The sequence below is a fragment of the Rossellomorea sp. KS-H15a genome, from assembly GCF_024195245.1.
In the GTDB taxonomy this organism is placed as follows: Bacteria; Bacillota; Bacilli; order Bacillales; family Bacillaceae_B; genus Rossellomorea; species Rossellomorea vietnamensis.
In genome coordinates this window covers 685,725-698,576 of the sequence record NZ_CP096886.1, presented here as the reverse complement: position 1 = coordinate 698,576, position 12,852 = coordinate 685,725, and the positions used below count along the sequence as shown (strand labels likewise).

Sequence of the window (12,852 nt, the reverse complement as noted above, 5' to 3'; positions counted from 1 at the left end):
ATATAAGAATGATTTGTTTGATTAAGGTCAGATTACCAACGATAGTGAGCAAACGCTTTGTTCGCTTCAGCCATCTTGTGTGTATCTTCACGCTTCTTGACAGAAGCTCCAGTGTTGTTAGCTGCATCAAGGATTTCGTTAGCTAAACGCTCTTCCATTGTCTTCTCACCGCGAAGACGAGAGTAGTTTACTAACCAACGAAGACCTAATGTAGTACGACGCTCTGGACGCACCTCTACAGGTACTTGATAGTTTGAACCACCTACACGACGAGCTTTAACTTCTAATACCGGCATGATATTTTTTAGAGCTGCATCGAATACTTCCATTGCATCTTTACCTGAACGCTCGCTAATGATATCAAACGCTGCGTATAATTTCTTTTGAGCTTTACCTCTTTTACCGTCAATCATGATTTTGTTGATTAAACGAGTAACTAGTTTAGAATTGTACATTGGATCAGGTAAAACGTCTCTTTTTGCTACAGGACCTTTACGTGGCATGTGATTTCCTCCTTTCAACGAGAAATGAATTTATAGTTGTTTTATTATTTTTTAGCTGCTTTAGGGCGCTTAGTTCCGTATTTAGAACGTCCTTGCATACGGCCGTCAACTCCAGCTGTATCAAGCGCACCACGTACGATGTGATAACGTACTCCCGGTAAATCCTTTACACGTCCTCCACGGATAAGAACAACACTGTGCTCTTGAAGGTTGTGTCCGATACCAGGGATGTAAGCAGTAACCTCGATTCCATTTGTCAAACGAACACGTGCATATTTACGTAGCGCCGAGTTCGGTTTCTTTGGAGTCATTGTACCAACACGAGTACATACACCACGTTTTTGTGGAGAAGACAAGTTCGTGTGCACCTTCTTAAAGCTGTTATAACCTTTGTTAAGAGCTGGTGACTTTGATTTAGTTGATTTTGACTGACGAGGCTTGCGAACTAATTGGTTAATAGTTGGCATTTTGTTTTCCTCCCTTCTTATTTGGTAAGCCCACACATCCAGGTGGTTCTTTTTTGGGTAAAAGTAAAGTTTTTGTAGATCGCTTCTACAAAAACTATTTTACTGTATAATCGCAACAGCTGCTGCTCCAACATCTATTCCGCACGATTTACCAAGTTTCTTCATTGAATCCACTTTGTTAACCGGTACATTAAGATCAATCGCGGCCTGGACTACTTTTGCTGTAACCTTGGGATCAGCATCCTCCGCAATTACAACTTCGAGTACATGACCTGTTTTTAGAGCTTTCACTGCTTGCTTTGTTCCTACAATAATTTCTTTAGCCTGCGCTACTTTTTCATAAGACATTTCATATCCTCCAAAGTAACAGGTTATTAATAGGAGCAACCTTGAATATATTATCATCTTAAAATCTCTATGTCAACAAAGATTTAAAAGATTTATAAAAGCTAACTCTTAGAGCTGTTGTTTGAGCAATCAAACCCGCCTAAGAGTTAGCCTAAATAGATTACTCTACTGTTACTGTTTCTTCACTAGTGTCTTCTGCTAAAACCGGTTCTGCTTTACGGTAACGTTGCATACCTGTTCCTGCTGGAACCAGCTTACCGATGATAACATTTTCTTTCAATCCTAGTAACTCATCACGTTTTCCTTTGATCGCAGCGTCCGTTAACACACGAGTTGTTTCCTGGAATGATGCTGCGGATAAGAAGGAATCTGTTTCAAGTGAAGCTTTGGTGATCCCGAGCAGAACAGGGCGTCCTGTTGCCGGAAGCTTACCGCCGAACAATGCTTTCTCGTTCGCATCTCTGAATTGGTGGATATCCATTAGAGTACCTGGTAGTACTTCAGATTCACCAGCATCGATGACGCGGACTTTACGTAACATTTGACGGACCATGACCTCAACGTGTTTGTCGCCGATTTCAACCCCTTGCATACGATATACCTTTTGTACTTCGCGTAGCAAGTATTCTTGAACGGCAGACACATCACGGACTTTAAGAAGTTCTTTCGGATCGATCGAACCTTCAGTGATTTCCTGACCTCGTGCGACCTTATCGTTTACAGCGAACTTCAAGCGCGCTGTGTAAGGAGCTGTGTAACTTCTCGTTTCCACATCACCTTGTACGGTAATTTCGTACTGACGATCTTTTCCTTCACTGATTGAAGTGATCACACCATCGATTTCAGAGATGACAGCTTGACCTTTAGGATTACGCGCCTCGAAGATCTCTTGGATACGCGGTAAACCTTGAGTGATATCGTCTCCTGCTACCCCACCTGTATGGAACGTACGCATCGTTAACTGAGTACCCGGTTCCCCGATGGATTGAGCAGCGATGATACCGACAGCTTCCCCAACTTCGACTTTTTGACCTGTCGCAAGGTTCGTTCCGTAACATTTTTCACACACACCGTGTCGTGTGTTACATGTGAAGGCAGAACGGATCGAAACATGTTCGACGCCAGCGTCAATGATCGTCTTAGCCAAGTCTTCTGTGATCAGCTGGTTTTCTGTAATGATGATTTCATCTGTTTCAGGGTGACGTAATGTCTTACGTGAATAACGACCGAGTAAACGTTCTTCAAGAGGTTCGATGATTTCCGTACCCTCTTTAATGGAGCCTACAAGTAAGCCTCTGTCCGTTCCACAGTCTTCCTCACGAACGATAACGTCCTGTGCAACGTCAACGAGTCGACGCGTCAAGTAACCTGAGTCAGCTGTTTTCAGTGCTGTATCGGCAAGACCTTTACGGGCACCATGGGTAGAGATGAAGTACTCAAGAACCGTCAGACCTTCACGGAAACTTGATTTGATCGGTAACTCGATGATACGACCAGCCGGGTTGGCCATTAGTCCACGCATACCGGCAAGCTGAGTGAAGTTAGATGCGTTACCACGGGCACCTGAGTCACTCATCATGAAGATCGGATTGCGTTTATCCAATGTTGCCATTAACTTACCTTGAATCGTATCTTTCGCAGCACTCCAGATGGAAATGACACGATCGTATCTTTCATCTTCTGTAATAAGACCGCGTTTGAATTGTTTCAATACGTTGTCTACTTTACTTTGCGCTTCGATCAAGATCTCTTCTTTTTCCGCTAGTACGACGATATCTGCGATACCAACCGTAATACCGGCTTTTGTAGAATATTTGAATCCAAGGTCCTTCATCTTATCAAGCATACGAGACGTTTCCGTGATGGCAAACTTCTTGAACACTTCCGCGATGATATTCCCTAAGAAACCTTTTTTGAACGGATTGATTAACTCACGGCTTTGGAATACTTCCTTCACGTCCGTTGACGGATCAACAAAGTAGTTCTCAGGAGTCGCAACTTCCAAGTTCGTTCTTGTTGGTTCGTTGATGAACGGGAATGTATCAGGTAAGATCTCGTTGAAGATTACTTTACCTACCGTTGTTAATAATAATTGTTTGTTTTGCTTCTCGGTGAACGTTTTGTTGTTAATGGTGCTTGCATGGATCGCAATACGGGTATGCAAGTGTACATAACCATTTTGATATGCAAGGATGACTTCATTCGCATCATTGAAGATCATACCTTCACCAACAGCATTTTCACGTTCAAGTGTCAGGTAATAGTTACCTAATACCATATCCTGGGACGGTGTAACAACAGGTTTACCGTCTTTCGGATTTAGGATGTTTTGGGCAGCAAGCATGAGCATGCGCGCTTCAGCTTGAGCTTCAGAAGATAGTGGTACGTGAACCGCCATTTGGTCACCATCAAAATCCGCGTTGTATGCTGTACATACAAGTGGGTGAAGACGGATCGCTCTACCTTCGACAAGCGTTGGTTCAAATGCTTGAATACCAAGTCTGTGAAGTGTAGGTGCACGGTTTAACAGTACCGGATGTTCTTTGATGACGCCTTCTAATACATCCCATACTTCCGGCTGGACGCGTTCAATCTTGCGCTTGGCACTCTTGATGTTGTGAGCCAATCCTTTTTCAACAAGTTCTTTCATAACGAATGGTTTGAATAACTCAAGAGCCATTTCCTTAGGAAGACCACATTGATACATCTTAAGGTTAGGTCCAACAACGATTACAGAACGGCCGGAGTAGTCAACACGTTTACCAAGAAGGTTCTGACGGAAACGACCTTGCTTCCCTTTAAGCATATGTGAAAGGGATTTTAACGGACGGTTACCCGGTCCAGTAACTGGACGGCCACGACGACCATTATCAATTAAAGCATCAACCGCTTCTTGTAGCATACGCTTCTCATTTTGAACGATGATGCTTGGGGCACCAAGGTCCAATAAACGCTTAAGACGGTTATTACGGTTAATAACACGACGGTATAAATCATTCAGGTCAGAAGTCGCAAAGCGTCCACCGTCAAGTTGAACCATCGGGCGAAGCTCTGGAGGAATGACAGGAAGAACATCAAGGATCATCCAGTCCGGATCATTCCCTGAGTTTCTGAAAGATTCCACTACTTCCAATCGTTTGATTGCACGGGTACGGCGCTGACCTTGAGCTGTTTTCAGTTCTTCTTTCAAGAAATCAGCTTCTTTATCCAGGTCAATGTCCTGCAGAAGCTTTTTAATGGCTTCCGCTCCCATTGCAGCTTGGAATTTCACTCCGTACTTCTCACGGTATGCACGGTATTCTTTTTCAGAAAGAAGTTGTTTTCTTTCAAGAGCCGTGTCACCTGGTTCCGTTACAACATAGGAAGCGAAATAGATGACTTCTTCCAAAGCACGCGGGGACATATCTAAAACAAGACCCATACGGCTTGGGATTCCTTTGAAGTACCAGATGTGAGAAACAGGTGCGGCAAGTTCAATGTGGCCCATACGTTCACGACGAACTTTAGCCTTTGTTACTTCGACACCACAGCGGTCACAAACGACGCCTTTATAACGGACACGCTTGTATTTACCACAATGACATTCCCAGTCCTTCGTAGGACCGAAAATACGTTCACAGAACAAACCATCTTTTTCTGGTTTTAACGTACGATAGTTAATCGTCTCGGGCTTTTTAACTTCCCCGAAAGACCATGAACGGATCTTATCGGGAGAAGCTAAACCAATTTTCATATACTCAAAATTATTTACATCTAGCAAGGGGCCTACCTCCCTTTTAATCTACAGGCTCTAACCCTAATTGCTCTAAATTTATTCTTTAGACCCTACTGTCTCGGATTCTTGTGCATTAGATTCAGAGATATTTAGCGTGTCTGCTTGTTGTACTTCTTCTTCGTCCTCTAAGTCCCGCATTTCGATTTCTTCTTCGTTACTAGAGAGGATCTTAACATCCATACCTAAACTTTGAAGCTCTTTGATCAGAACTTTGAATGATTCCGGAACACCAGGTTCAGGAACGTTTTCACCCTTGACGATGGCTTCGTATGTTTTCACACGGCCCACAACGTCATCGGACTTAACTGTAAGAATTTCTTGTAGAGTGTAAGCAGCACCATAAGCTTCAAGTGCCCATACCTCCATCTCACCGAAACGCTGTCCACCGAATTGGGCTTTACCACCGAGTGGCTGTTGCGTAACAAGTGAATAAGGTCCGGTTGAACGTGCGTGAAGTTTGTCATCAACCATGTGAGCAAGTTTGATCATATACATGATTCCAACTGATACACGGTTATCAAACGGTTCACCCGTTCTACCATCGTAAAGAACGGTTTTGGCATCGCGTGCCATACCTGCTTCTTCAATTGTTGCCCATACATCTTCCTCACGTGCTCCATCAAATACTGGTGAAGCGACATGAATGCCGAGGTATCTTGCTGCCATTCCCAAGTGAAGCTCAAGCACCTGACCGATATTCATACGTGATGGTACCCCTAGTGGGTTAAGCATGATATCGATTGGTGTGCCGTCTGGTAAGAACGGCATGTCTTCTTCAGGAAGGATTCTTGAGATAACACCTTTGTTACCGTGACGACCAGCCATTTTGTCACCTTCAGAGATCTTACGTTTCTGAACGATGTATACACGTACAAGCTGGTTCACACCTGGTGGTAATTCATCGCCATCTTCACGGTTGAAGACTTTTACATCAAGGATGATTCCGCCGCCACCGTGTGGTACGCGAAGGGATGTATCCCGGACTTCACGGGCCTTCTCACCGAAGATTGCATGTAATAGACGCTCTTCAGCTGTCAGTTCCGTTACACCTTTAGGCGTTACTTTACCAACAAGCAGGTCGCCATCTTTTACTTCAGCACCGATACGGATGATTCCACGCTCATCAAGATTGCGAAGTGCATCTTCACCAACGTTAGGAATATCACGAGTGATTTCTTCAGGTCCCAATTTCGTATCACGGGATTCTGACTCATATTCTTCAATATGAATAGAAGTATAGACATCGTCTTTTACAAGACGCTCACTCATGATGATCGCATCTTCATAGTTGTAACCGTCCCAAGTCATGAATCCAACCATGACGTTACGTCCCAAGGCTAACTCACCTTTTTCCATTGAAGGACCATCAGCAAGGATTTCACCTTTTACTACACGGTCGCCTTCACTTACGATTGGACGCTGGTTGTAACATGTACCTTGGTTAGAACGGATGAATTTCTGCATACGATACTTATCGAGGTCACCTTTTACTTCCTGACCGTCGATTTCTTTCACACGACGCACCCAAACTTGTTTCGCTTCAACCTTCTCCACAATACCTTCGTATTTACAGATCACAGCTGCACCGGAGTCTTTCGCAGATACGTGTTCCATACCCGTTCCGACGATCGGTGATTCCGGATTCATCAAAGGTACTGCTTGACGCTGCATGTTCGCTCCCATTAGAGCACGGTTGGAGTCATCGTTCTCTAAGAACGGAATACATGCTGTCGCAGCTGATACTACTTGTTTAGGAGATACATCCATGTAGTCGAGACGTTCACGCTTGATGACCGTGTTCTCACCGCGGAAACGGGAGATGACTTCTTCATCAAGGAATGCACCGTCGTCTCCAAGACGTGCGTTCGCCTGTGCCACTACATAGTTATCTTCTTCGTCTGCCGTCAAGTAATCGATGCGATCGGTTACTTTCCCGGTATCGGGGTCGACACGACGATACGGCGTTTCGATAAAGCCGAATTTATTCACCTTCGCAAAGGAGGAAAGTGAGTTGATCAGTCCGATGTTCGGACCCTCAGGTGTTTCAATCGGACACATACGGCCATAGTGGGAATAATGGACGTCACGTACTTCGAATCCAGCACGTTCACGCGTTAATCCACCGGGCCCTAAAGCAGAAAGACGGCGTTTGTGCGTTAATTCTGCAAGAGGATTCGTTTGATCCATGAATTGAGACAATTGAGAGCTTCCAAAGAACTCTTTAATGGATGCAATAACAGGACGGATGTTGATCAGTTGTTGAGGAGTGATCGTGTTCGTGTCCTGAATGGACATTCTTTCACGAACCACACGCTCCATACGTGATAAACCGATACGGAATTGGTTCTGTAGCAATTCACCAACCGAACGTAAACGACGGTTACCTAAATGGTCAATATCATCTGTCAGTCCTACTCCATGTAACAAGTTAAAGAAGTAAGAAATGGAAGAGATGATATCAGCAGGTGTAATGTACTTAACCTCTTCTTCAACATACGCGTTGCTGATTACGTTGATTTCAAAATCTCCCTCTTCGTTAGGAGAATAGATTTTGATAGATTGAAGAACTACGTCTTCTTCTAATACGCCGCCGGACTGTTGGTAGTTTTTGAAACCAATGCCGTTTTCTAAATAAGGGATGACCTTATCCAGGGCGCGACGGTCAAGAACCGTGCCTTTCTCTGCCAGAATCTCGCCCGTTTCCGGATCTGCTAGAGTTTCTGCTAGAGTTTGACCGAATAAACGATTCTTAATGTGAAGCTTTTTGTTCATTTTGTAACGTCCAACGTTTGCTAAGTCATAACGCTTAGGATCAAAGAAACGAGAAACGAGTAAACTTTTTGCATTTTCTACTGTAGGAGGCTCTCCCGGACGCAGACGCTCATAAATCTCGAGCAATGCCTTGTCGATACCTTCCGTGTTGTCTTTCTCGAGCGTGTTACGAATGTACTCATTATCACCGATCAAATCGATGATTTCTTGATCAGAGCCAAACCCAAGGGCACGTAAAAGAACCGTTACCGGTAGTTTGCGAGTTCGATCAATTCGCACATATACAACATCTTTTGCATCTGTTTCATACTCAAGCCAAGCTCCGCGGTTTGGTATAACGGTAGCAGTAAACCCTTTCTTTCCGTTTTTATCTACTTTTCCGCTAAAGTAAACACTAGGTGAACGCACTAGCTGAGATACGATAACGCGCTCAGCACCATTGATGACAAACGTACCTGTGTCTGTCATTAATGGGAAATCACCCATAAATACGTCTTGATCTTTCACTTCTCCTGTTTCCTTGTTCACAAGACGGACTTTTACTCTAAGCGGTGCAGAGTAAGTAACATCTCTTTCCTTTGATTCTTCCACCGAGTACTTTGGCTCTCCCAGACTATAATCAATAAATTCCAAAGAGAGATTACCAGTGAAGTCCTCAATCGGAGAAATGTCACGGAACATTTCTCTTAACCCCTCATCAAGAAACCATTGATACGAGGAAGTTTGAATTTCGATTAAATTCGGTAATTCTAAAACTTCACTGATACGCGCAAAACTTCTGCGTTGGCGGTGTCGTCCATACTGAACTAGTTGACCTGTCAACTGATTCACCCCTCAAATCAAGCGTTTTGGTTGTGTCTATATGCCTTAAAGTAGGATTACTACTCTACACAAGACAAAAAGAAAAAGGGTTTTAATGATAAAACCTCATTTTCATATGACGAACTATTATTTTATAATCTTTTCCAATTTATCCAACATGTATACATATGGACATAATACCGGAAAATAATATTTTTGCATTTTATAATGTTATCATAGCAGTTAAGCTACGTCAACGGATTTCTTTTACCGATTTCAAGATGTAGTATCCCTTTTTTCTGATGACGATTTCTACATTCGAAAAGATTTTTTCCATTTTCTCCATCGCAGAGGGAGCACCTTGCTTTTTCTGAATAACGACCCACAATTCTCCTCGTTCCGTCAGATGTTCGTAACTACTCTCAAGAATCGAATGAACCGTTTCTTTCCCTGCTCGTATCGGAGGGTTCGTTAAAATAGCGGCAAATCCCTTTTCAACGACATTGGTATACCGGTCACTTTGATAGACTTTAACGTTTTGAACTTTATTTACTCCAGCATTTTCTTTCGCTAAAGATAGAGCCCTCTCGTTTACATCGATCATGTGGACCATCCGATCACCAAAGTCTTTGGCCAAGGATAATCCGACCGGGCCATAACCGCAGCCAACATCAAGTATCGGCCCCTTTACATCAGGTAATTCAAACGATTCAATCAAGGCTCTTGAACCGAAGTCCACTTCCTTTTTTGAGAAGACGCCCTGGTCTGTTTTAAAACGGAATGACTGTCCCCTTAATTCAAAGGCAATCATACCCGGGTTACTTTCCACATCGGGGTTACGGGAATAATAGTGATTGGTCATTATATCATCTCCATCCATTGATAGATCCTCATGGTAACCATCTCTTCCAAAATCGGGTAAAGATAGATGCCAGACAAGAAAAAAGCCCGCCAAATATAGCGAGCTTTTCATCTATACAATCATTACTTAACTTCTACGCCAGCTCCAACTTCTTCAAGTTTAGCTTTAAGTTCTTCAGCTTCCTCTTTAGAAATACCTTCTTTAAGAGCTTTAGGAGTGTTATCAACCATTTCTTTCGCTTCTTTAAGGCCAAGACCTGTGATTTCACGAACAACTTTGATAACCTTGATTTTTTGAGAACCAGCGCTCTCAAGGATTACGTCGAATTCAGTTTGTTCTGCAGCAGCGTCAGCGCCACCAGCAGCAGCAGCTACAGGTGCAGCAGCAGTTACTCCGAATTCTTCTTCGATTGCTTTAACTAGATCATTTAGTTCAAGAACTGACATTTCTTTAATCGCGTCAATGATTTGCTCTTTACTCATTTTAAATTTCCTCCTTGTGATGTTTGCTTAATTTTTTATTTAAACGACTTGCTTTAGCTTACGCGCCTTGCTCTTCTTTTTGATCTGCAACGGCTTTTGTTGCCAACGCGAAGTTGCGCATTGGTGCTTGTAGCACGCTGAGTAGCATAGAAAGAAGTCCTTCGCGGTTTGGAAGTTCAGCGATTGCTTTAACATCCTCAACTGAAGTGATCGTTCCTTCGATGACACCCGTTTTGATTTCAAGTGCTTCGTGTTCTTTAGCAAAGCTGTTAAGGATCTTTGCAGGTGCAACTACTTCTTCTGAACTGAACGCGATTGCGTTAGGACCAGTTAAGAATTCGTTTAACCCTTCAAGACCAGCTTCTTCTGCCGCACGACGTACCATAGTGTTTTTGTACACTTTGAACTCGATGCCAGCTTCACGAAGTTGTTTACGAAGTTCAGTTACTTCGGAAACGTCTAGGCCACGGTAATCTACAACGATTGTAGATACACTGTTTTTTAGCTTGTCAGAGATTTCTCCAACGATGTGTTTCTTTTGATCTAGAATGCTGCTCATCATTACACCTCCTGTAGATTGACTGATGAACATTTATACCGTCATCCAATAAAAAATGCCCTTATATCAAGGTAGACATAAGGGCATTGCAAACACGCTATAAGCGGTTATTTTATCGCAATTACCTCGGCAGGATATTAAGCTCGTCATGAGCCCCTACTGTCTACGGTACAAATGTATTCGTTTTTTAACAACAGAACTAATTATAATCACTAGTCCTCAGTAAGTCAATACCAAATTATGCCTTAACTGCGAAAGTGGAAGGATCGACTTTAACGCCAGGTCCCATTGTAGAAGTTACAGAAACATTTTTCATGTAAGTTCCTTTTGCAGCAGCAGGTTTAACTTTAAGCATTGTTTCATACATTGTAGCAAAGTTTTCAACAAGCTTTTCGTTGTCGAATGAAATCTTTCCAACAGGAACGTGAACGTTACCTGATTTGTCAGCACGGTATTCAACTTTACCAGCTTTGATTTCATTAACGGCTTTCGTTACGTCGAATGTTACTGTTCCAGTTTTAGGGTTTGGCATTAAACCTTTAGGTCCCAATACGCGACCAAGTTTACCAACTTCACCCATCATGTCTGGAGTTGCAACGATTACGTCGAACTCGAACCAACCTTGGTTGATTTTGTTGATCAGTTCTGCATCACCTACGAAATCAGCGCCAGCAGCTTCTGCTTCTTTTGCTTTATCTCCTTTAGCGAATACAAGAACCTTTTGAGTTTTACCAGTTCCATGAGGAAGTACAACTGCTCCACGGATTTGCTGGTCGTTTTTACGAGTATCTACACCTAAGCGGAACGCTACTTCAATCGTTGCGTCAAACTTAGCGAAGTTTGTTTTCTTAACTAGTTCGATTGCTTCTTCCACTGAATAAGCTGTAGTACGATCTACAAGCTTTTGAGCTTCAAGAAACTTTTTACCTTTTTTAGCCATTATAAATTTCCTCCTATATGTGGTTTTAGCGGAATAACCTCCCACGAAATAAGGTTGCGAGTGAAACGTACATTTCATCATCGCAACCTCGTTCAACAGGAACCTCTACTTTAACGAAGCAGGGATTAGTCTTCGATGACGATACCCATGCTGCGTGCAGTTCCTTCTACCATGCGCATAGCTGATTCAACACTAGCTGCATTTAAGTCAGGCATTTTTGTTTCAGCAATTTCACGTACTTTATCGCGTTTAAGTGTTGCCACTTTCTTGCTGTTTGGTTCGCCTGAACCAGACTCGATACCTGCAGCTTTCTTAAGAAGAACAGCAGCGGGTGGAGTTTTTGTGATGAATGTAAATGAACGGTCTTCAAATACCGTGATTTCAACAGGAATGATTAAGCCAGCTTGATCTGCTGTACGAGCATTGAATTCCTTACAGAATCCCATGATGTTAACACCTGCTTGACCTAGTGCAGGACCAACTGGTGGAGCTGGATTAGCTTTACCGGCAGGAATCTGCAATTTAACCATTTTGATAACTTTTTTAGCCACGAGACACACCTCCTTAAGTCCGTGATGTGGTTATTGGGTTTTTCACCCTCCCACTCAAATGTAAAAAATGTCTTTATCAACATAAAGAACGTCTATTAGGTTCAGTATCTCTTTGTGGAGACGCACTGACTTATGAAATAGTACCATTTTTTCAGAATGATTTCAAGTTCTTTTCCATTATAATTTATCAATTTGGGAGAAATCCAGTTCTACCGGGGTATCTCTACCAAACATATTAACGTGTACCTTCACTTTTGCTTTAGCATTGTCAATCTCTTCGATCGAGCCGGTGAAGTTCGCAAACGGACCTTCGTTCACCCTTACTGTTTCTCCTAATTCGAAGTCGATCTCTACCTTTTTCTCTGTCATGCCCATTTGTTTCAGAAGGTTTGTTACTTCTTCCGGCAATAATGGTGTAGGTTTTGATCCTGAGCCTGATGAACCGACGAAACCGGTCACTCCAGGTGTGTTACGGACAACATACCAAGAATCATCCGTCATGACGATTTCCACGATCACATAACCAGGGAATACCTTCTTCTTAATTACTTTCTTCTTGCCGTTCTTAAAATCCGTCTCTTCTTCTTCAGGCACGATCACGCGGAAGATCTTATCTTGCATCCCCATCGTTTCAACACGCTTCTCAAGGTTTGCTTTTACCTTATTCTCGTATCCTGAATAAGTATGGACTACATACCAATTCTTCTCCATTTCATAGGACTAAACGTCCGTCCCTCCTCGCTATTTAAGAATACTCATTCGCCTTTTTTCTCCAAATGAAAAAACCCGTAA

Annotated in this window: 11 protein-coding genes and 1 other annotated feature; all 11 genes read right to left on the bottom strand. The window is 42.9% G+C overall.

Going from position 1 to position 12,852, the window contains the following annotated elements; translation table 11 throughout:
• Positions 1–32: 32 nt before the first annotated feature.
• Positions 33–503 (bottom strand): 30S ribosomal protein S7, encoded by a 471-nt coding sequence (gene rpsG, locus M1J35_RS03420; protein ID WP_034765993.1) that lies wholly within the window; start codon positions 501–503, stop codon positions 33–35.
• A 44-nt stretch (positions 504–547) separates the two neighbouring features.
• Positions 548–970 carry a 30S ribosomal protein S12 gene (gene rpsL / locus M1J35_RS03415; protein ID WP_034765995.1) on the bottom strand — a complete coding sequence of 141 codons (423 nt, stop codon included), beginning with the start codon at positions 968–970 and terminating at the stop codon, positions 548–550.
• Between the two features lie 99 nt (positions 971–1,069).
• Positions 1,070–1,318: a 50S ribosomal protein L7ae-like protein gene (locus M1J35_RS03410; protein ID WP_034765997.1), complete on the bottom strand. Its 249-nt coding sequence runs from the start codon at positions 1,316–1,318 to the stop codon at positions 1,070–1,072.
• Between the two features lie 160 nt (positions 1,319–1,478).
• Positions 1,479–5,078 (bottom strand): DNA-directed RNA polymerase subunit beta', encoded by a 3,600-nt coding sequence (gene rpoC / locus M1J35_RS03405; RefSeq protein ID WP_034765999.1) that lies wholly within the window; start codon positions 5,076–5,078, stop codon positions 1,479–1,481.
• A 51-nt stretch (positions 5,079–5,129) separates the two neighbouring features.
• Positions 5,130–8,687 (bottom strand): DNA-directed RNA polymerase subunit beta, encoded by a 3,558-nt coding sequence (gene rpoB / locus M1J35_RS03400; protein WP_034766001.1) that lies wholly within the window; start codon positions 8,685–8,687, stop codon positions 5,130–5,132.
• 232 nt (positions 8,688–8,919) lie between these two features.
• Entirely contained in the window at positions 8,920–9,528 is a 609-nt protein-coding gene (locus M1J35_RS03395) for a class I SAM-dependent methyltransferase (protein WP_254653679.1), read from the bottom strand.
• Positions 9,529–9,650: 122 nt separating this feature from the next.
• Positions 9,651–10,010, bottom strand: a complete 360-nt coding sequence (rplL, locus tag M1J35_RS03390) for a 50S ribosomal protein L7/L12 (protein WP_034766003.1) — start codon at positions 10,008–10,010, stop codon at positions 9,651–9,653.
• Positions 10,011–10,068: 58 nt separating this feature from the next.
• Complete coding sequence (gene rplJ, locus M1J35_RS03385) at positions 10,069–10,569, bottom strand: 50S ribosomal protein L10 (protein ID WP_034766005.1); 501 nt, start codon at positions 10,567–10,569, stop codon at positions 10,069–10,071.
• 42 nt (positions 10,570–10,611) lie between these two features.
• Positions 10,612–10,756: a sequence feature (ribosomal protein L10 leader region), on the bottom strand.
• A 51-nt stretch (positions 10,757–10,807) separates the two neighbouring features.
• Positions 10,808–11,554 carry a 50S ribosomal protein L1 gene (rplA, locus tag M1J35_RS03380; protein WP_269146717.1) on the bottom strand — a complete coding sequence of 249 codons (747 nt, stop codon included), beginning with the start codon at positions 11,552–11,554 and terminating at the stop codon, positions 10,808–10,810.
• A gap of 80 nt (positions 11,555–11,634) precedes the next feature.
• Positions 11,635–12,060: a 50S ribosomal protein L11 gene (gene rplK, locus M1J35_RS03375; RefSeq protein ID WP_032085258.1), complete on the bottom strand. Its 426-nt coding sequence runs from the start codon at positions 12,058–12,060 to the stop codon at positions 11,635–11,637.
• Positions 12,061–12,237: 177 nt separating this feature from the next.
• Complete coding sequence (gene nusG, locus M1J35_RS03370; RefSeq protein ID WP_034766009.1) at positions 12,238–12,771, bottom strand: transcription termination/antitermination protein NusG; 534 nt, start codon at positions 12,769–12,771, stop codon at positions 12,238–12,240.
• Between the last annotated feature and the right edge of the window lie 81 nt (positions 12,772–12,852).